The organism is Flintibacter sp. SJQ-8 (assembly GCF_054108085.1).
In genome coordinates this window covers 598,145-617,406 of sequence record NZ_JBPJWR010000016.1, presented here as the reverse complement: position 1 = coordinate 617,406, position 19,262 = coordinate 598,145, and the positions used below count along the sequence as shown (strand labels likewise).

General features: G+C 62.9%; 22 protein-coding genes. 17 read left to right on the top strand and 5 right to left on the bottom strand.

All coding sequences use genetic code 11. From position 1 onward, the window contains the following. Nucleotides 1-122 precede the first annotated feature (122 nt). Nucleotides 123-1,076 carry a LysR family transcriptional regulator gene (locus ACSAMP_RS14475; RefSeq protein WP_457800934.1) on the top strand — a complete coding sequence of 318 codons (954 nt, stop codon included), beginning with the start codon at nucleotides 123-125 and terminating at the stop codon, nucleotides 1,074-1,076. A 20-nt stretch (nucleotides 1,077-1,096) separates the two neighbouring features. Further along, nucleotides 1,097-1,750, top strand: a complete 654-nt coding sequence (locus ACSAMP_RS14470) for a Crp/Fnr family transcriptional regulator (RefSeq protein ID WP_457800933.1) — start codon at nucleotides 1,097-1,099, stop codon at nucleotides 1,748-1,750. Between the two features lie 59 nt (nucleotides 1,751-1,809). Here the strand turns inward: ACSAMP_RS14470 and ACSAMP_RS14465 are convergent, their stop codons facing one another. Next, nucleotides 1,810-3,156, bottom strand: coding sequence for an MATE family efflux transporter (locus ACSAMP_RS14465; RefSeq protein ID WP_457800932.1), 1,347 nt, complete (start codon nucleotides 3,154-3,156; stop codon nucleotides 1,810-1,812). Nucleotides 3,157-3,329: 173 nt separating this feature from the next. Here ACSAMP_RS14465 and ACSAMP_RS14460 point away from each other — a divergent pair, with 173 nt between their 5' ends. From ACSAMP_RS14460 to ACSAMP_RS14450, 3 genes are read left to right on the top strand one after another with little or no spacing between them, the layout of a single operon-like run. Then, the gene (locus ACSAMP_RS14460) at nucleotides 3,330-3,626 is read left to right on the top strand and encodes an anti-sigma factor antagonist (RefSeq protein ID WP_457800931.1); all 297 of its coding nucleotides are present in this window, start codon (nucleotides 3,330-3,332) and stop codon (nucleotides 3,624-3,626) included. A 27-nt stretch (nucleotides 3,627-3,653) separates the two neighbouring features. After that, nucleotides 3,654-4,091 carry an anti-sigma F factor gene (gene spoIIAB, locus ACSAMP_RS14455; protein WP_457800930.1) on the top strand — a complete coding sequence of 146 codons (438 nt, stop codon included), beginning with the start codon at nucleotides 3,654-3,656 and terminating at the stop codon, nucleotides 4,089-4,091. After that, nucleotides 4,088-4,804 (top strand): sigma-70 family RNA polymerase sigma factor, encoded by a 717-nt coding sequence (locus ACSAMP_RS14450; RefSeq protein WP_457800929.1) that lies wholly within the window; start codon nucleotides 4,088-4,090, stop codon nucleotides 4,802-4,804. The genes spoIIAB and ACSAMP_RS14450 overlap by 4 nt, the downstream gene beginning before the upstream one ends. A gap of 176 nt (nucleotides 4,805-4,980) precedes the next feature. On the opposite strand, the gene ACSAMP_RS14445 is transcribed toward ACSAMP_RS14450, so the two are convergent. After that, entirely contained in the window at nucleotides 4,981-5,688 is a 708-nt protein-coding gene (locus ACSAMP_RS14445; protein ID WP_457800928.1) for a response regulator transcription factor, read from the bottom strand. After that, on the bottom strand, nucleotides 5,681-6,859 hold the full coding sequence (locus tag ACSAMP_RS14440; protein WP_457800927.1) for a sensor histidine kinase: 1,179 nt from the start codon (nucleotides 6,857-6,859) through the stop codon (nucleotides 5,681-5,683). The genes ACSAMP_RS14445 and ACSAMP_RS14440 overlap by 8 nt, the downstream gene beginning before the upstream one ends. Nucleotides 6,860-7,044: 185 nt before the next feature. On the opposite strand from ACSAMP_RS14440, the gene udp reads away from it, so the two are divergent. The 6 genes from udp to ACSAMP_RS14410 all read left to right on the top strand — a co-directional run bounded on the left by udp (nucleotide 7,045) and on the right by ACSAMP_RS14410 (nucleotide 13,234). Next, nucleotides 7,045-7,815, top strand: coding sequence for a uridine phosphorylase (gene udp / locus ACSAMP_RS14435; protein ID WP_457800926.1), 771 nt, complete (start codon nucleotides 7,045-7,047; stop codon nucleotides 7,813-7,815). 43 nt (nucleotides 7,816-7,858) lie between these two features. Further along, entirely contained in the window at nucleotides 7,859-8,137 is a 279-nt protein-coding gene (locus tag ACSAMP_RS14430) for a hypothetical protein (RefSeq protein WP_457800925.1), read from the top strand. Between the two features lie 31 nt (nucleotides 8,138-8,168). Further along, nucleotides 8,169-8,966, top strand: coding sequence for an inositol monophosphatase family protein (locus ACSAMP_RS14425; protein ID WP_457800924.1), 798 nt, complete (start codon nucleotides 8,169-8,171; stop codon nucleotides 8,964-8,966). A gap of 357 nt (nucleotides 8,967-9,323) precedes the next feature. Further along, a complete protein-coding gene (locus ACSAMP_RS14420) occupies nucleotides 9,324-10,634 on the top strand; it encodes a Na+/H+ antiporter family protein (protein ID WP_457800923.1) in 1,311 nt (436 codons plus the stop codon). Between the two features lie 122 nt (nucleotides 10,635-10,756). Next, nucleotides 10,757-12,325: a histidine ammonia-lyase gene (hutH, locus tag ACSAMP_RS14415; protein WP_457800922.1), complete on the top strand. Its 1,569-nt coding sequence runs from the start codon at nucleotides 10,757-10,759 to the stop codon at nucleotides 12,323-12,325. A gap of 120 nt (nucleotides 12,326-12,445) precedes the next feature. Beyond that, nucleotides 12,446-13,234 (top strand): histidine racemase CntK family protein, encoded by a 789-nt coding sequence (locus ACSAMP_RS14410; protein ID WP_457800921.1) that lies wholly within the window; start codon nucleotides 12,446-12,448, stop codon nucleotides 13,232-13,234. Between the two features lie 64 nt (nucleotides 13,235-13,298). Here the strand turns inward: ACSAMP_RS14410 and ACSAMP_RS14405 are convergent, their stop codons facing one another. Both ACSAMP_RS14405 and ACSAMP_RS14400 read right to left on the bottom strand, forming a co-directional pair. After that, entirely contained in the window at nucleotides 13,299-13,745 is a 447-nt protein-coding gene (locus ACSAMP_RS14405; RefSeq protein ID WP_457800920.1) for a zinc ribbon domain-containing protein, read from the bottom strand. 205 nt (nucleotides 13,746-13,950) lie between these two features. Next, nucleotides 13,951-15,150, bottom strand: coding sequence for an AfsR/SARP family transcriptional regulator (locus tag ACSAMP_RS14400; RefSeq protein ID WP_441795333.1), 1,200 nt, complete (start codon nucleotides 15,148-15,150; stop codon nucleotides 13,951-13,953). 265 nt (nucleotides 15,151-15,415) lie between these two features. Between ACSAMP_RS14400 and ACSAMP_RS14395 the strand changes: the two genes are divergently transcribed. The 6 genes from ACSAMP_RS14395 (at nucleotide 15,416) to ACSAMP_RS14370 (ending at nucleotide 19,255) form a co-directional block, all read left to right on the top strand. Next, complete coding sequence (locus ACSAMP_RS14395; protein ID WP_457800919.1) at nucleotides 15,416-16,417, top strand: transglutaminase-like domain-containing protein; 1,002 nt, start codon at nucleotides 15,416-15,418, stop codon at nucleotides 16,415-16,417. A gap of 156 nt (nucleotides 16,418-16,573) precedes the next feature. Further along, on the top strand, nucleotides 16,574-17,620 hold the full coding sequence (locus ACSAMP_RS14390; protein WP_457800918.1) for a type II secretion system F family protein: 1,047 nt from the start codon (nucleotides 16,574-16,576) through the stop codon (nucleotides 17,618-17,620). Nucleotides 17,621-17,626: 6 nt separating this feature from the next. Further along, nucleotides 17,627-17,950, top strand: a complete 324-nt coding sequence (locus ACSAMP_RS14385) for a hypothetical protein (protein WP_457800917.1) — start codon at nucleotides 17,627-17,629, stop codon at nucleotides 17,948-17,950. Beyond that, nucleotides 17,947-18,432, top strand: coding sequence for a DUF4860 domain-containing protein (locus ACSAMP_RS14380; protein ID WP_441795337.1), 486 nt, complete (start codon nucleotides 17,947-17,949; stop codon nucleotides 18,430-18,432). Before ACSAMP_RS14385 ends, ACSAMP_RS14380 begins: the two co-directional genes overlap by 4 nt. After that, a complete protein-coding gene (locus tag ACSAMP_RS14375; RefSeq protein ID WP_457800916.1) occupies nucleotides 18,429-18,845 on the top strand; it encodes a hypothetical protein in 417 nt (138 codons plus the stop codon). Before ACSAMP_RS14380 ends, ACSAMP_RS14375 begins: the two co-directional genes overlap by 4 nt. Further along, the gene (locus ACSAMP_RS14370) at nucleotides 18,842-19,255 is read left to right on the top strand and encodes a hypothetical protein (RefSeq protein ID WP_457800915.1); all 414 of its coding nucleotides are present in this window, start codon (nucleotides 18,842-18,844) and stop codon (nucleotides 19,253-19,255) included. Before ACSAMP_RS14375 ends, ACSAMP_RS14370 begins: the two co-directional genes overlap by 4 nt. The last annotated feature ends 7 nt before the right edge of the window (nucleotides 19,256-19,262 follow it).

Below are 19,262 nucleotides of genomic sequence, written 5' to 3'. Positions count from 1 at the left end.
TGAAATTTTTGTATTCCCTTTTGATGGTCTTATCATAGCACCACTTTGATAAAAAATAAAATACATATTGCATTGTGCTTATCATATCTTTTCGATATAATAAGCCCAAGGAGATGAGGCATATGGAACTGCGGCAGCTGCGTTACTTTTTGACCGTGGCACAGGAGCTGAATATCACCCGGGCGGCGGAGCGGCTGAACATGAGCCAGCCCCCTTTGAGCAACCAGATCCACGGCCTGGAGGAGGAACTGGGGGTGACGCTGTTCGTCCGGGGTAAGCGGCGGCTGACCCTGACGGAGGAGGGCAGCTTTCTGCTCCAGCGGGCGGCCCAGCTGCTGGACCTGGAGGACAAGACCCGCCAGGAGCTGACCACCATGAAGGACGGCATCTCGGGCAAGCTGTGCCTGGGGATGGTGGAGGGCCGTGCCCCCTATCTGTGCGCCCGGTGGATCGCCGGGTTCCGGGACGAGTTCCCCCGGGTGCGCTACAGCCTGTGGAACGGCAGCAGCGACGACGTGCTGGACCGCCTGCGCCGGGGCCTAGCCGACCTGGCGGTGATCGCCGCCCCCTATGACTCTGAGCATCTGGAGGGTATCCCCGTGGGGCAGGAGCCCTGGGTGACTATGATCCCCAAGGACCACCCCCTGGCCAAGCAGCCGGGGAACGAGCTGCCGTTAAAGAGCCTGGTGGGCTGCCCCCTCATCGTGCCCAGCCGAAAGTCAAGGGTGGAGGCCATCCACGAGTGGTTCGGGGAGATCGGGGCAGAGCCGGACATCCTGTGCGAGATGTCCAACTATATGGACGCGGTGGCCCTGGTGGAGCAGGGAGTGGGGCTGAGCATCTTCCCCCAGACCACCTATACCCCCAACGACCTGCTGGTGTCTAAGGTCATTACCCAGCCCGCCCGCAAGGCGGAATATGTGCTGGTGTGGGAGCGGGAGCACCGACTGTCCCCGCTGATGGAGGCCTTTGTGGACTATGTGCGGGACTTTTTGCAGGAGGATATGATCCACTCCCAGCGCTTCCGGGCCCGGGAGGAGGAGTATGCCCTGCCCGGAAATACCGTGAGCCTGTGACAGAGAGAGGAGCGCGCGACATGGAGGAAAACGAGATCGTCCGCCGCTGCGGCGTGACACAGGAGGAGTGGGCCCGGATGCTGGCGCTGTCAAACGCCAGACGGCGGCGCTATCACAAGGGGGAAGCGGTGCTACGCTGCGGGGACCGGGGGAAAGAGCTGGGCCTGGTGGAACAGGGCAGCGTGAACATCGAGACGGTGGACCTGTCGGGCAGCCGAAGTATCTTAGGGCACATCCCCCGGGGCCAGGTGTTCGCTGAGACCTATGCCTTCTGCCGGGAGGTGCTGATGGTGGACGTGACGGCGGCGGAGGAGAGCCAAATCTTATTCCTGGACGTCCACGCCCTGCTCCTGCCCCAGTACGCCGGGGAGATCTGGCAGCGGAAGCTGCTGGCGGGCCTGCTTGCCATGTCCACCCAGAAGAACCTGGCCCTGTCCCGGCGGATGTTCTGCGCTACCCCCAAAACGGTGCGGGGGCGGCTGACCACCTATCTCGCCGGTCAGGCCGCTTTAGAAGGCCGCCGGGAGTTCTCTATCCCCTTTGACCGCCAGCAGCTGGCCGACTATCTGAACCTGGACCGCAGCGCCCTGTCCCGGGAGCTGGGCCGGATGCAGGAGGAGGGCCTGCTGGAGTACCACAAAAACCGGTTCAAGCTCACCGGAAGGACGGAATAAACAGGATAAAAATCAGCGTGGCTGTCAGAAACGCAGCCACGCTGATTTTTTGTGCTTTTTTAGTTGTCCGCGCCCTCACGCCGACGCTCCAACGCGAACACGGTCAACTGGAACAGGACGATGACCGTCCAGCCCAGGCCGGTGGCCAGGGCCACGGCGTCCAGCCCCAGGCGGCCCACCAGGAGATAGGCCCCCACCACCCGGACGACGATCTGGATGGTGGTGCCCCAAAAGGTGATGTTCATCCGCCCGGTGCCCCGGTACCAGCCCACAAAGGTGTGCCCGGTGAAGGACAGCCAGTAGAACCAGCCCATCAGCCGCAGATAGGAGCTGCACAGCGCCAGGGCTCCGCTGCCCGACTCCAGAAAGACGGCGGAGAAGGCGGGGGCGAACAGGTGGAGCAGGGCGGAGAAAATAAGGCCGGTGGAGATGACCAGGGCGCCGCCCCGGACAAAGCCGCTCAGGGCCCGGCGATGCTTCCCCGCCCCCTGGTTCTGGGCCACGAAGATGGCGATGGACTCGCAGCCGCTGATGCCAAAGGCCTGGGTGAAGTTCTCCACCCGGGTGGCGGCGGTGAAGGCGGAGATGGGGGCGGTGGAGGCGAGACTGATGCCGTTCACCGCGCTTTGGATCATCAGCTTGCCCAGATACAGGCTGGACTGCTGGAGGGCGGCCACGGCGGCATAGCTGCTGGTGCGGTGGATGAGGACGGGGTCCATGCGCATGTCGGCCCGGTGGACGGCCAGAAAGGGCCGCATTTTGCGGATATAGACGAAGCACAGCCCGGAGGACAGCAGCTGGGCCGAGGCGGTGGCCAGGGCTGTGCCCAAAATCCCCAGTTTTAACACAGCCACCAGCAGCCAGGCCGCCGCCAGATTATACCCCAGGGAGAGCAGCAGAAAGTACAGGGCGGACTTGGTGTCCCCCACCGCCCGTAGGGTGGCGGCCAGGTAGTTATAGGTGAAGGTGAACAGCATCCCAATTAAGATCACCCGGAGATAGAGGACCACGTCGGCCATCAGCTCCTCTGGCGTCTGGATAAGGGCCAGGAGCTGGGGGAGAAACAGCTGGACCAAAATGACGGCAGCCAGCGTACAGCCGCCGATGAGCACGGCGGAGACATACAGCTGCTGCCGCAGCCGGGGCAGGTTCTGCTCCCCATAAAACTGGGCGATGAGGACGGATGCCCCCATGCAGGCCCCAGTGATGACATAGATGAACAGGTTCATCACGCTCTCCGCCACCCCCAGGGCGGCAAAGGCGCTGTCGCCGATGTAGCGGGTGACCACCAGGGAGTTGATGATGTTGTAAAGCTGCTGGAGCACGTTGGCGCACAGCAGGGGCAGACACAGCTGAAGCAGCTGGGGCAGGATGGGACCGGAGGTGAGATGAAGCTCTTTGGACACGGGAGCGCGCCCCCCTTTCCCTTTCATCATAGGGCAGAATGAAAATTTTGTAAAGCGGAAGAGAACAACAGACAAAAAATGGCAGGTTCAGACAGGGGACCTGTCCTATACTCGGCGGAAAACAGGCGGCAAAGGCCGCATTTTGAAAAGGAGGAGAGCGCTGTGCCGGTGGTGTGTACAGAGGAGGGCCGCGTGCTGCGGGGGCGGAGCTGTCCGGAGAGCTGGACCACCATGGGGCCCGGGCGGTGATGGAGGAGCTGGACCGGCAGATCGACCTGGCCCTGCCCCGGGAACTGGTGCTGGACCTGTCGGGGCTGACCTTTACCGATAGCTCGGGCATCGCGGTGCTGCTGCGGGCCTGGAAGGGCATGATCCACATCCGGGGGGCCATCAAGATCGTGAACACCCCGGACCAGGCGGCCCGGGTGTTCCATGCTGCGGGCCTGCAGCGGATGCTCCGGTTCGAGTGACCGGGGCGGCAGAGAGGAGGTACATACATGAAAGAGGAGAACCATGCGTTTTTAGAGTTTCCCAGCCGCTCGGCCAACGAGGGCTTTGCCCGGGCGGCGGCGGCCTGCTTTGCCGCCCAGCTGGACCCCACCCTGGAGGAGGTGAACGACGTGAAGACCGCCGTGAGCGAGGCGGTGACCAACGCCATCGTCCACGCCTACCCAGACACCCTGGGCAAGATCGTCCTGAAACTGCGTATTCGCCAGGACAACATCCTGGAAATCGTGGTGCGGGACTGGGGCGTGGGCATCGCGGACATTGAGCAGGCCAGAACGCCCCTGTTCACCACCGGCAGCCAGGAGCGTTCCGGCATGGGCTTTACCATTATGGAGAGCTTTATGGACACGGTGAAGGTGCGCTCCACTCCGGGCAAGGGGACCACAGTGACCATGCGGCGGAGAATCGCCCGCCGGGCGGGGCGATGAACGCCCCAGCCTTGTCTGCGGGGGAGCTGCTGGCGGCGGCCCGGGCGGGGGACAGCGCGGCTTGCGAGCAGGTGCTGCGGGAGAACAACGGCCTGATCTGGAGCGTGGTCCGGCGGTATTATGGCCGGGGGGTGGAGCCGGACGACCTGTATCAGCTGGGCTGCCTGGGCTTTTTAAAGGCGGTGCGGGGCTTTGATCCCGCTTACGGCACCCAGTTTTCCACCTATGCCGTGCCCAAGATCGCCGGGGAGATCCGCCGCTTTCTCCGGGATGACGGGCCGGTGAAGGTGAGCCGGGGGCTGAAGGAGCGCTCCGCCGCCGTGCGTGGGGCCCAGAGCCGCCTGTCCGCCCGGCTGGGCCGGGAGCCCACCCTCAGCGAGCTGTCGGCGGAGACGGGGCTGGAGCCGGAGGACATCGCCGCGGCGGAGACGGCGGCAGAGCCCGTCCTCTCCCTCCAGAGCGAGACGGGGGAGAACGGCCTGACTTTAGAGGGGATGCTCACCGCCGGAAACGAGGAAGAGGGTCTTATCGAGCGCCTGGCCCTGCGCACGGCTTTAGATACCCTGCCGGAGCGGGAGCGGGAGGTGCTGCTGCTGCGCTATTACCGGGGCATGACCCAGGTACAGACCGCCCGGATCGTAGGCGTGTCCCAGGTGCAGGTGTCCAGGTTGGAGCGCAAAGCGCTGGGGAGGCTGCGGGAAGTGATGAGTTAGGAGTTAGGAGGGATGAGTTAGACGGATTGCCACGTCGCTCCGCTCCTCGCAATGACATATCCGGGTCAGTTTTGCTGTCATTGCGAGGAAGGGCGCAGCCCTGACGCGGCAATCCGTTCCCAACGTCCAAAATAAAAGCCGCGAAGCACACGCTTCGCGGCTTGAAAAATAATCTCTTAATCCTCCAGCATCCGATAGCCGATGCCCAGTTCGGTGTATATGTACTTGGGCTCGGAGGGGTTCTCACCCAGCTTGCGGCGGATGTTGGCCATGTTCACCCGCAGGATCTGGTTGCTGCTGTTGCCGCTGTAAGGGCCCCACACGTGCTGCAAAATGAAGTCATAGGTGAGCACTTTCCCGGCGTGGATGGCCAGCAGCTCCAGGATCTTAAACTCGTTCTGGGTGAAGTGGATCAGCTGGCCGCCCAGGGTGACCTGGTGCTTGGAGATGTCCACGACCAGGTCCTTCACCTGATACACGTCCCGCTGGATGCCCTGGCTGACCTTGATGCGGTCGGCCCGGCGGAGGGTGGTGCGGATGCGGGCCAGCAGTTCGGACACGCCGAAGGGCTTGACCACATAGTCGTCCGCCCCCATATCCAGGGCCTTGACCTTTTCCGACTCCCGGTCACGGGCGGAGATGATGATGGTGGGCACCTCCTGGGGCAGGTCGCTGAACTGCTCCAGCACCTCCAGCCCGTCCATGTCGGGCAGCCCCAGGTCCAGGAGGACCAGGTCCGGGCTGTGGGAGAAGAACAGGGACAGGCCCTCCTTGCCGCTGGCGGCGGGGATGGCCTTATAGTCGTTGGCGGTGAGGGCGCGGCAGATAAAGTTGCTGATGGCGTGGTCATCCTCGATGACCAGGATGACGCGTTTTTCAGGCATGGTTCGTTTCCTCCATAGGGAGACCGAAGCGGAACACCGCCCCGCCCTCCGGGTTATTGCCCGCGGCGAAGAAGCCGCCGTGGGCCTTGATGATGCTTTGACAGACGGACAGGCCGATGCCCATACCCCGAGAGGTGTCGCCGGAGAGCTTTTTGTCCAGCTGCTTGCCGGCCTGCACGGCCTGGCAGATCTCGGGGGACAGGCCCTTGCCCCGGTCCCGGACCTCCACCACCGCCCAGTCGTCCTGGCGGAACAGGTGCAGGGTGATGTGCTGGGTGTCGCCGGAGTGGCGGATGGCGTTTTCCAGCAGATTCACCATCACCTGCTTGACCAGCATGGGTTCCATGGGAAAATATAGGATGTCCTCGGACAGGTCCAGCTCCACGTGGCAGTCGGGAAAGCGGCGGCGGGTGGTGAGGATGGCGTCCCCGGCCACCTCCTCCAGCATCTCCTCGTGCTTTTTCAGGGGGATGTTGCCGTCTTGAATGCGGGTGATGGACAGCAGATTCTCTACCATAATAATGAGGGAGTCGGCGTCGTTTTTGATGTCCCGCAGCATGGCTATGTTTTGCGGGGAGACCTCCGGGCTGCTCAGCAGCACCGAGGCCGCGCCGGAGATGGAGGTGAGGGGGGTGCGCAGGTCGTGAGACACCGCCCGGAGGATGTTGCCCCGGATGGTCTCCCGGGCGGACTCCAGCTGGATGGCCGCCTTTTCAGCGTTGAGCCGCTCGTTCAGCTCGTACAGGGATTTGGTGCGCTTTTCCTGGCGGATGGCCTCCGCCCGCTGGTTTTTGGTCCGGGTGGTCAGGGCGCACACCACGCAGGAGATGGCCACCATGGAGATCATGGCCACCGGATAGCCCGCGTAGCTCAGGGAGAAGGCGGCGTATGGCACCATGAAGAAGAAGTTGATGCAGAAGCCGCCGATGATGGAGGAGACGATGCCATAGGCATACCCCTCGGTGAGCAGCGAGATCATGACCACCGCCAGCACAAAGACCAGGGCGGAGTTGTTTTCGCCCCCGGTGTGGTTGATCAGAATGCCGCTGGCCAGATAGGCCCCGCACAGGAACAGGGCGGAGACGATGAGACTGCGTGGCGTCTCTGGGATGCGGAGAAACTGCTCCCGGACTCTGCGGTAAATACGCTTTGCCCAGCTGGGGATAGACACGGCGGACACCTCCTGATGAGATGGAAGATCACAGCAGGTCCCGGCCCGTGGGCCGGGACTATTTTCTTTTCTTTATTATATCAGCAAACAAAATCGCCGTAAAGGGGGAGAAGTCTGAAAACCGCCGTTGAAAACCCCACCTAGATATGATAGCATGAGAAAAAAGAGACAAGGAGGACTCCGCCATGAACGAAAAGGAACGTTCCGTCCAGTTTCATATCCAGTGCGCCCAGGGGGACGTGGGCAAATACTGCATCCTCCCCGGCGACCCGGGCCGGTGCAGGGCCATTGCCCAGCGCTTTGACGGGGCGGTGCATGTAAAGACCAACCGGGAATTCGAGACCTGGACGGGGGAGCTGCTGGGGGAGCGGGTGAGCGTGGTGTCCACCGGCATCGGCGGGCCCTCCGCCGCCATCGCCATGGAGGAGCTGGCCAATCTGGGTGCCCACACCTTTATCCGGGTGGGCACCTGCGGCGGCATCGAGCTGTCCGTCCAGAGCGACGACGTGGTGGTGGCCACCGGGGCGGTGCGCATGGAGGGCACCAGCCGGGAGTATGCCCCCATCGAGTGGCCCGCTGTGGCCGACTATCAGGCGGTGGATGCCCTGGTCCGGGCCTGCAAGGCCCTGGGCAAGCCCTGGCACGCCGGGGTGGTGCAGAGCAAGGACTCCTTCTATGGCCAGCACTCCCCGGGCCGGATGCCCGTGTCCTATGACCTGGAGCAGAAGTGGCAGGCGTGGAAGCGGCTGGGGGTGCTGGCCTCGGAGATGGAGGGGGCCGCCCTGTTCACTGTGGCCGCCGCCCGCCGTGTGCGCTGCGGAGCGGTGTTCCACGTCATCTGGAACCAGGAGCGGGAGGCCGCCGGACTGGATCAGAAGGAATCCCTGGACACCTCCGCCGCCATCGACGTGGGTGTGGAGGCATTGAAGCTGCTGATCCAGGAGGATAAAAAATAAAAAACGGGGTGGTTTTATGTGGAATGTCACCTGGAGGATTTATATGCGGATCGCATTTTTCCTGGCCTGTGTCAACGTTTTTGCGGCAGGGAAGAAAAAGCAGATGATGCCCCATGTTCTTACATTTGGCAGTTTGATGTTTGGAGCGCTGGCAGTTTTAACGGAACTCAAGATGGTGAACGTGTGGTACGAATTTGGAGAAGCAGTGGAACTGGAAATGCTTCCTAAAATATACCACAGGCTGACCATAGAGATCCCGTCGCTGCTGCTGCTAAATCTCATCCCGTTGTTTATCCTGTTTCTGTTAAAGAGAAAAAGATAAAGAGAAGCATTTTATATAGGAGGCAATCCATATGAACATTCAGGACCCCGTTTTTCTGGCACAGGTGGAGCAGGCGGTGCGGGAGGCCGGACAGATCTTTTATGACCGGACCAAGGCCAGCCACATGAAGCACAAGGGGGTCACCGACTTTGTGACCGAGGTGGACCTGTCGGTACAGACCTTTTTAAAGGAGCGGCTGGCTCAGCTCGCCCCGGAAGTGCAGCTGATGGGGGAGGAGAAGGACAACAGCGGCCTGGACTTTGAAAAGCCCATGTGGATCTTAGACCCGGTGGACGGGACCATGAACCTGGTCCACGGCTTCCGCCACAGCGCCGTGTCCCTGGCCCTGGCGGATAAAGGGCAAGTGGAGCTGGGCCTGGTATACGATCCCTATGCCGGGGAGTTATTTTCCGCCCGGCGGGGCGGCGGGGCCTTTGTGAACGGGGAGCCCATCCACGTCAGCGGGGCGAAGCGCCTGGCCGACTGCCTGGTGGACGTGGGGACCAACCCCAGCCAGCGGGAGGCGGCGGACCGGACCTTCCGGTGTCTGCGGGCGGTGTATGACCGCTGCCACGACATCCGCCGGGTGGGGGCGGCCTCTGTGGATCTGTGCTATGTGGCGGCGGGCCGGCTGGACGCCTATGTGGAGAACAGCCTGAAGCCCTGGGACTATGCCGCGGGTCTTCTCATCGTTCAGGAGGCCGGCGGAGCCGTGGTAACGGTGGACGGAGCGGCCCCCTCCCTGAAAATGGGCGGCGACGTCATGGGCACCAACGGGGCCGTGACGGAGGAGCTGCTGGCGGTGCTGCGTCAGGCAGCGAACGGGTGAATATAAATACAGAACAGAGTTTTCTAACAGACCGGCGGAGTTCTCTTCTCTGCCGGTCTGTTCTTGTATAGACGATATCACAATGCAGTGTACTAGTGAATCACCTAATTGCTGTGATGTTGCATAAAGAATAAAGTAAAAATCGAAAAGTTTTTATTGAATTTATCTAAAACATCGGTTATAATAAAAATCGTTAAGAACAGAGGAGAGGAGACCCGATAGATTTTAAGCCTCTCAAAGCCCGGTGGTGCTAGCCCGCGCGGGAGAGAGATAAGGTCAAAGGGTCGAATCGCAAACGCATGAAACCGCTGTTTTTAGAAGAAGGGAAAAGAACGAATTGAAAAGAGGGGTAATAACATGTCATTATTAACGAATCCCGTTCTGGTATCCGTCGTTGTCCTTTGCGTCCTGTGCTTGCTGAAGCTGAACGTGCTGATGTCCCTGATCATCGCCGCTATGACCGGCGCTGTTCTGGGCGGCATCTCCATCCCCGACGCGATGGGCATCCTGTGCGACGGCTTCTCCGGAAACGCCAACACCGCTCTGGCTTATGTGCTGCTGGGCACCTTCGCCACCGCCATCGCCTCCACCGGTCTGGCCGACATGGCCTCCAAGAAGCTGTCCCAGATCATGGGCGGCAAGAGCGCCTCTGTGCTGCTGCTGATCCTGGCCGCTGTGGCCTGCCTGTCTCAGAACCTGATCCCCGTGCACATCGCTTTCATCCCCATCCTGATCCCCCCCATGCTGGCCATGTTCAATGAGATGAAGGTCGACCGCCGCGGCGTGGCCTGCGCTCTGTCCTTCGGCCTGAAGGCCCCCTACATCTCCATCCCCTTCGGCTTCGGTGCCATCTTCATGGGCATCATCGCCGACAACATGACCGCCAACGGCATGGAGACCTCCGTCAGCGAAGTTTCCCACTACAACTGGATGCTGGGCTGCTGCATGCTGGTCGGCCTGCTGATCGCCGTGTTCGTCACCTATCGCAAGCCCCGTGAGTACAAGATGGTCGCTGCCGACACTGCCGCTTCCGATGCCGCCTCCGACCGCTTCACCGCTGCTCACGCCGTGACCCTGGTCGCCATCCTGGGCGTGGTCGTGGTCCAGGTCCTGGCCGACTCCCTGGCTCTGGCCGCTCTGACCGGTGTTGCCATCATGATCGTCGGCGGCGCTGTTAAGTGGAACAAGATCGACGAGCAGTTTGACGGCGGCGTCCGCATCATGGGCCTGATCGGCTTCATCATGCTGGTTGCCGGCGGCTATGCCGAGGTCATGAAGGCCACCGGCGCTGTTAACGAGCTGGTCGAGGCCGCGATCGCCGTCATGGGCGGCAACAAGTGGATCGCCGCCACCGTGATCACCCTGATCGGCCTGCTGGTCACCATGGGTATCGGCTCCTCCTTCAGCACCGTGCCCGTCGTTGCCATCCTGTACGTTCCTCTGTGCCAGCGGATGGGCTTCTCCATCCCCGCTACCATCATCCTGATGTCCGCTGCCGCCGCTCTGGGCGATGCCGGTTCCCCCGCTTCCGACACCACCCTGGGCCCCACCGCCGGCCTGAACGCCGACGGCCAGCACAACCACATCTGGGACACCTGCGTGCCTACCTTCCTGCACTATAACATCCCCCTGATGATCGGCGCCATCGTCCTGTCCCAGTTCGTGTAATTCCTTAAAATGCTCATGTATCCCGCCCGGATATTTTCCGGGCGGGATACCAAAGCTAGTTACTGCAGACGAAGGCGGCGCAGAAAAAAATGCCGCCCCAATTTGGAAGGAGTAATTTTAGAATGCTGTACAACCCCAAAGCTATCAAGAATGTGGTCCTGGACGGCCATAGCCTGACCCTGGAGAGCTTCGTCGCTGTCTCCCGCTTCGGCGCCACCGTCGAGCTGGCCCCCTCCGCTCTGGAGGCCATGAAGAAGTCCCGCGCCCTGGCCGAGAAGATCGCCGCTGAGAAGCGCGTGGCCTATGGTATCACCACCGGCTTCGGCGACTTCCAGAAGGTGGCCGTCAGCGCCGAGATGAGCAACCAGCTGTCCACCAACCTGATCCTCAGCCACTGCACCGCCATGGGCGAGCCCTATGCCGACGAGGTGGCCCGCGGCATGCTGCTGCTGCGCGCCAACGCTCTGTGCGTGGGCGTGTCCGGCGTGCGTCCTCTGCTGGTCGAGATGATGATCGAGATGCTGAACAAGGGCGTCACCCCCATCATCCCCCAGAAGGGCTCCCTGGGCTCCTCCGGCGACCTGGCTCCTCTGGCTCACATGTCCCTGCCTCTGCTGGGCCGTGGCCGCGCCAAGTTCGAGGGCGTGGAGATGTCCGGCGCCGAGGCCATGGCCAAGGCTGGCATCAAGACCCTGGACACCCTGGTCAGCAAGGAGGGCCTGGGCCTGACCAACGGCACCTGCGCCATGACCTCCGTCGGCTCCCTGGCTCTGTATGACACCATCTGCGCCGCTCAGATGGGCGACATCATCGGCTCTCTGGACTTTGAGGGCCTGACCGGTCTGCGCAACGCTTTCGATCCCCGTATCCACGCTGTCCGTGGTCAGAAGGGCCAGATGCTGGTCGCCGAGAACATGGCCAAGCTGCTGGAGGGCTCTGAGATCATCGACAACTGCCAGCACGACCGCGTGCAGGACGCCTATGCCCTGCGCTGCATCCCCCAGCTGCACGGCGCTGTCCGTGACGCCCTGGACTATGTCCTGGACAAGGTGGAGATCGAGCTGAACGCCGTGACCGATAACCCCCTGATGTTCCTGGAGGACGAGGCTGTTATCTCCGGCGGCAACTTCCATGGCGAGCCCATGGCCATCCCCTTCGACACTCTGGGCATCGCCGCTTCCGAGCTGGCCGACGCCTCTGAGCGCCGTATCGAGCGTATGGTCAACGCCGCTCTGTCCAACGGCCTGACCCCCTTCCTGACCGTCGAGGGCGGCGTGAACTCCGGCTATATGATCGTGCAGTATGCCGCCGCTTCCATGGTGTCCGAGAACAAGATCTATGCCCACCCCGCCTCCGTGGACTCCATCCCCTCCTCCGCCAACCAGGAGGATATCGTGTCCATGGGCACCACCGCTGGTCGTAAGGCTGGCATGATCGTGAAGAACACCCTGGATTGTCTGGCTCTGGAGCTGATGACCTCCTGCCAGGCCATCGACATCCGCCGCCGCCTGAACAGCCACGGCCAGGGCATCACCCCCCTGCACCAGGCCATCTACAACAAGGTCCGCGAGAAGGTCGCCTTCTTCGAGATCGACCGTGAGATCTGGCCCGACATCCAGGCTGTGAAGGAAATGATCTACAGCGGCGAGCTGCTGGAGCTGATCAAGGAGTATATCCCCGACTTCCAGTAATCCTCCCCTTACACTTGTTTTCCCCTCGGGGGCAAGGGCTTTGCCCTTGCCCCCGTTTTTTTGTTTGAACGCCCGCCCTGTTTTGGGCGGGACCGAAAAAGAGAAGGAGCGTGTGTCACTATGAAGCTGAACGTACTGCGCGCCGACCCGGCGGGCAACATCACCCTGTTTGTGCTGGACCCCGTGGAGAAGAGCCGCCGGGCGGACGTCGCCGCCCAGCTGATGGCCGTGCCTGAATATAAAGCTGAGCAAGTGGGCTTTGTCTGCACCCCCCAGGAGGGGGGCGACGGGCGCATGGAGATGATGGGCGGCGAGTTCTGCGGCAACGCCACCCGGGCCTTCGGCCTGCTGACGGCCAAGAAGCTGGGCGCCCCCGCCCATGTGCGCATCGAGACCAGCGGCTGCGACCACATCGTCACCGTGGACACCGACCTGGCCGCCGGGACCTCCCGGGCGGAGATGCCCCTGCCCCAGTGGCTGAAGAATGTGGAGTTCGCCGGGCACAAGGGCACCCTGGTCCACCTGGGCGGCATCGCCCACCTGGTGCTGGAGAACGTGGAGCCCAGCCAGGCCATCTTTGACCAGGCCGAGCCTCTGTTCCAGGACATCCCCGGCCTGGACGCCTATGGCGTCATCTTCCTGGACACCAACACCCTGCACATGACCCCCCTGGTGAAGGTGCCCGCCACCAACACCCTGGTGTGGGAGGGCAGCTGCGGGTCCGGCTCCCTGGCCTCCGCCCTGGCTCAGAGCCGGGACATGACCGAAGGCACCTTCAGCCGCAGCTACATCCAGCCCGCCGGTACCGTCACCGCCACCGCGGTGCGGGAGGGCGGCAAAGTGGTCAAGACCTACATCGGCGGCCCCGTCACTCTGGGCGAGCCCTTCGAGACCGAGGTCAAGGGCTGAAATCAACTCTCTTGCAGAAGACAGCAAAGCAGCACCCGTTTCGGCGGGTGCTGCTTTTGCGCGCTTATTGGGGGTGTTTCCAGTGTTTGAGCGTGGGCAGGGTGGCCTGTAAATAGGCCCGGACCTGATCCTCCGGCCAGGCGGGGCTGGCCATGTGTCCGGCACAGAAGTCGATGAGGGTGTTCAGGTCTGTGTAGGCAAACTCTCCGTCGGCATAGCACCACTGGCAGTAGTCCTGGTTGGGGGTCCCGTCCGGCTCGCGGCTGAGGATACTGTCCTCCAGGGGCATTCCGCAGCACTGGCAGATCAGCTTTTGAGGGGAGCCAAGCAGGGTGTTGATGGACACATTGAACAGCCGGGAGAGCAGTTTCAGCGTGTCCGGCCCGGGCACCGTCTCCCCACTCTCCCAGCGGGACACCGCCTGGCGGGTGACAAACACCTGGTCGGCCAGGGCCTGCTGAGAAAATCCGTGCTTCTGCCGCAGCGCGGCGATCACATCCTTCGGTTCCATGATTATCCGCCTCCTTTTCCACAGAATAGCAGATATTGGGGAAAGACACAAGCAACAGACAGTTGCGGGAAGGGGGACGGATTGCCACGTCGCTTTGCTCCTCGCAATGACGGCTGTCGTTCTTGTCATTGCGAGGAGGGTAGCGCCCGACGCGGCAATCCGTTCCGCAAAAAACGGACCGCCAGATCGGCGGTCCGTGGAGATATCACATCAGCGGGATCAGGGGCTGAACGCTGTAGTGGAGCTTGGCGGGGGAGTGGGGGTAGCGGCGGGCGAAGGAGAGGAGGATGCGCTGGCAGACCATGCAGCTGTTTTCATAGTTGGCCTGGGGCAGCATCAGGATGTATTGGGACACGCTGCAGGGGGCCACCACATCCCCCCGGCGCAGGCTGTAGCGGATCTGGTCCAGCAGATTTTTCATGGCCCGGTTCAGGCTGCGCTTGGGCAGGGGCTCGTTGTCCTCCCCCTGGACGGAGATGAGGGCGATGTGCACCGCGTCGCCGCTGCGGGCGACTAAACGGGATTGCATCTGGTACAGGGTGCGGAAGAAATCGAACTGGCAGACCATGGCCCCCCGGTCCGGGTCGGCCTCGGTGAGCCGCTCCTGGATCTCCTGCAGGGGCAGGGGCTGGTCGCTGACGGAGCTCATGGCCTCCCGGTAGAGGGCCCGCAGCTCGTCGGAGGGGTTCACGCCGAAGTTGTCATAGAGCAGCTGGGTGACCTCTTCATAGACCACGATGGCCTCCTTCTGCCGCTCCAGGTCCAGCAGATTGCGCATCAGGTGCCAATAGAGCTCCTCACAGTAGGGGTCCAGCTGGATGGCCTGGCGGCAGAGCAGGGCGGCCTCCTCCCGGCGGTCCGCCTCCTCCAGCATGGGCAGTACCTCGTGGACCACCTGGAGATAGATGTTGTGGTAATAGGCCGCCACGGGCACCACCCAGGGGTCGGAGGAGAAGTGGGCCAAAAAGTCCCCGTTATACAGCTCCAGGGCCTTGAGATAGCGCTCCAGCCGCTCTTTGGGGCGGGTGGCGTCAGAGGCTGCCTGGCACAGCTCGTCGAACTCCTCCACGTCCAGGGTGAGGGGCACCTTGCAGTTCCAGGCGTAGCTGCCCCCCTGGCGGACGATGAGGATGTGCCCGGCGGAGTCCCCCAGCCGGTCCAGGGTGGTGCGCACCCGGTGGAACATGGTCTTCAGGGCGTTGGCGGGGTTGGTCACGTTGTCCCCGTCATCCCACAGCAGCCGGACCAGCTCCTCCTGGGTCACGGGGCGCTTTCTGCAATAGATCATATAGGCCAGCAGCAGCCACACCTTGCGGGAGCGGTTGTCGCTGTCGTTGATCTCTGCGCCGCCGGACTGGATGGAGAGGCCGCCCAGCATATTCACTTTTAGCGAGGTGATGCACATGGTCCAGTACCTCCACAAAAGAAAACGGTCATGACAGACCGGTCATCCTAGAGAATCGTTCGAAATTCAACTTTAATATACTACAAAAGATTGGAAATGACAACTAGAAATACGAAAAAGCATGAAAAAGGAAGAAAAAATAAAAAATGTAACAAAAATGCGGAAACCCTCTTTTCATTCTGCCGCAGCTATAGTATAGTATAAGAGAAAAAGTAGATCCTGTCGATTTACAGCCTCCCGTGAGAGATAAAGAAGGGAATGTGCGATGCGTAATATGTGGAAACGAGTGCTGGCCCTGGCCCTGGCAGCCATGATGCTGTCCGGCTGCGCCCAGAATACCGCCGGAGACGCGGTGCAGGCCATGGCCGCCGCTTCTGCGGCCGACCAGAGCGGAGACGCGTCCTCTCAGGAAGTCACCCTGGAGGACGAGATGGTGGCCCTAGCTGCCGGACCGGGGGCCATCGACCCCAGTCTGACCACCTCCGCCCCCGGGACCCTGGCCAAGAAGAACGACAAGGCGGTGGTGGACTACTCCAACACCAAGGACGGCTATGTGATGGTACAGTACACCGCCCAGACGGACAAGCGGCTGAAGGCCCAGGTGAAGGGCCCCACCACCACCTATACATACAACCTGACGGCGGGCAGCTGGGCCACCTTCCCCCTGTCCGACGGCAACGGCAGCTATCAGGTGACGGTGTATCAGAACACCGAGGGCAGCAAGTATGCCGCCGTGGTCTCCGCCACCTTCAACGCGACCATGACCGACGAGTTTGCCCCCTTCACCCACCCCAACCAGTATGTGAACTATGCCGAGGCCCCCAACACCGTGGCCAAGGCGGCGGAGCTGACCAAGGGCGTCACCGACCCCCTGAAGAAGGTGGAGCTGGTGTACAACTATGTGGTGAAGAACATCACCTATGACAAGGAACTGGCCGCCAGCGTGAAGAGCGGATATCTCCCCGTGCTGGACACGGTGCTGGCCAAAAAGACGGGCATCTGCTTTGACTATGCCGCCCTGATGACGGGTATGCTCCGCAGCCAGGGCGTCCCCTGCAAGCTGGTGGTGGGCTACGCCGGAACGGCCTATCACGCCTGGATCAGCGTGTGGACCAAGGAGAACGGCTGGGTGGACGGAGCCATCTACTTCGACGGCTCCACCTGGCAGCGCATGGACCCCACCTTCGCCTCCTCCGGAAAGCAGAGCGCGTCCATCATGGCCTACATCGGGGACGGCTCCCACTACTCCGCGAAATACTTCTATTAAAGATAACACTCTGGAATCGGGCCTGCGGAACACCGCGGGCCCGATTTTTCTGTCTCTCCCTGCGGCCTATTGTTGAAACAGGTCGAAGGTGGTATAATCACCGTAACTGCAACAAAATTTCTGCCCGGGCAGCCGGGAAACGCGAAGGAGACCGCTATGAGGGAGAAGCCCCTTTCCAACCAAACTTTAATGGACCTGTGCGGCGGGCTGGCCCTGCTGCTCCACGCGGGGGTGGGCACGGCGGACGGCCTGGACCTGCTGGGCCAGCAGCAGGAGGAGCCGGCCCTGGCCAAGCTGCTGGCCGACCTGGCCCGCCGGGTGGATGACGGGGCCTCTCTGGCCCAGGCCCTGGAAGACAGCGGGCGCTTTCCCCACTACCTCTGCGCCCTGACGGAGGTGGGGGAGGCCGCCGGGCGGACAGAGGAGGCCCTGAACGCCCTGGCCCGGCACTATGAGAGCCGCATGAGCCTGGACCGCCGCCTGCGTTCTGCCCTGCTGTACCCCTGTATTCTGATGCTCATCATGCTGGGGGTCATCGTGGTGCTGCTGACGAAGGTGCTGCCGGTGTTCGACCAGGTCTATGCCGGGCTGGGCGGCAGCTTGACCGGCGTGGCCGGAGGGCTGCTGGCCCTGGGCCGGGTGCTGGACCGGGGGATGCCTGTGCTGTGCCTGCTGCTGGCCGCCGCCGGGGTGTTTCTGGCCCTGTTCTCCCTGTCTGAAGGCTTCCGCCAGGGGCTAATCTCCCGGTGGCGGCGGCGCTTTGGGGACCGGGGCGTGTCCCGGAAGATCAGCGATGGCCGCTTTGCCCAGGCCCTGTCCATGGGCATGGCCAGCGGTCTGCCCTTAGAGGACGCCCTCACCCAGGCCGCCGACCTGCTGGAGGACGTCCCCGGGGCCCAGGCCCGGTGCCGGGACTGCTTGGACCGGCTGGACCGGGGGGAGGAGCTCTCCCAGGCGGTGCGCCAGTCCGAAGTGCTGCCCCCGGCGGAGTGCCGATTGCTGGCCCTGGGGCTGCGCAGCGGCTCCGGCGACCGGGTGATGGAGGACATCGCCCGCCGCCTGGGTCAGGCCGGGGAGGACGCCCTGGAGGACCGGGTCAGCCGGGTGGAGCCCGCCTTGGTGGGCGTGACCTCTGTGCTGGTGGGGGTCATCCTCCTGTCGGTGATGCTGCCCCTGATGCACATCATGTCCGCCATCGGGTGAGCGGCCATGGGAACGAGACGAGAGAGATGCCGGGCGGTGCTCTCCCTGGTGGGGGGAGCGGCCACGGTATGCTGCGCCCTGGCCATCTTCTTTGGGGCCATGGGTAATTTGAACGCGGACAGCGGGGAGCAGAGCCGCCGTCAGCTGGAGGAGACCCTCCGCCGGGCGGCGGTGGCCTGCTACGCCGCTCAGGGGGCCTATCCCCCGGATCTGGATTACATAGAGGAGCACTGGGGCGTGCAGATCGACCGGTCGCGCTATGCGGTGTTCTATCAGGTGGAGGGGTCGAATCTGATGCCCGACATCACCGTGCTGGAGCGGGAGACATGAGAGAGCAAAACACAAAACTGCATATGTCCGCTCTGCTGCCCCTGGGGGTGTTTGCCCTGTTCGCGGTCTGTGTGCTGTCCGTCCTGCTGACGGGGGCCAAGGTGTACAAGGGCCTGGCCCAGCGGGACCAGGACAGCTATCAGCGACGCACCGGGGCCCAATATCTGGCCACCCGGGTGCGTCAGGCGGAGGGCCCGGTGACAATTACCGATCTACAGGGCACGCCCGCCCTGGCCTTCGATCAGGAGGAGGGCGGTGAGGTCTACACCACCTGGGTCTATTGCTACGACGGCTGGCTCATGGAGCTGTACGCCCAGCCCGGCAGCGGCATGGGCCCGGAGGACGGCGCCCAGGTGCTGCCTGCGGAAGATTTAGAACTGTCCCGGGAGGACGGCCTGCTGCGGGCCGCCCTGTGCTATGACGGGGGGGAGCGGGCCGACCTGGCCCTGTATCTGCCCCTGAACGGGGAGGCGACGCCATGAAAAGCCGTGCGCCCCTGGCGCTGATGGAGCAGACAGTGATGGTGCTGGTCTTCGCCCTGGCCGCCGCCCTGTGCTTAAGGGCCTTTGTGCTGGCCGACGGGATATCCCGCCGGGTGGAGGCCACAGACCGGGCCGTGCTGTGGGCAGAGAGCGCCGCCGACACCTTGAAAGCCCGGAATGGCGACCTGGCCCAGGCTGCGGCAGAGCTGGGCGGCAATTTGGACGGCCAGCGCTGGATCATCCCTCTGGACGAGACCTGGCAGGAGACGGCGGAGGAGCCGACCTATACCCTCACCGTTCAGCCCGTTGAGAGCGATCAGCCCCTGCTGGGCAGGGCACAGATCGACATAGCGGAGAAAAACGGGGAGAGCCTGTTCTCCCTGGAGGTCTGCTGGCAGGAGGCGGGAACATGAGAGAGCGCATGAGAGAGGGAAAAAATCCCGCGCCCGTGGTTGGGGGCAGCTCCCTGCTGGTGATCTTCGCCGTGCTGTGTCTCACGGTGTTCGCCATGCTGTTCCTCACCCAGGCCCAGGCGGACCGGCGGCTGGCCCAGAACAGCTGGAGCGCCGTCACCGGCTATTACCAGGCCGACTGTCAGGCCCAGGAGATCCTGTCCCAGCTCCGGGCCGGGGAGCGCCCCGACGGCGTGACGGCGGAGGGGGAGGGCGTCTTTTCCTATGCCTGCCCCATCTCCGACGCCCAGACGTTGGAGGTCCGGGTGCGGCTGACGGGGGAGAGCCATGAGATCCTCGCCTGGCAGGCCGTCTTCACGGCGGACTGGCAGGCGGACGAGGACCTGGACCTTTGGGACGGGAGCACATGATCTTACA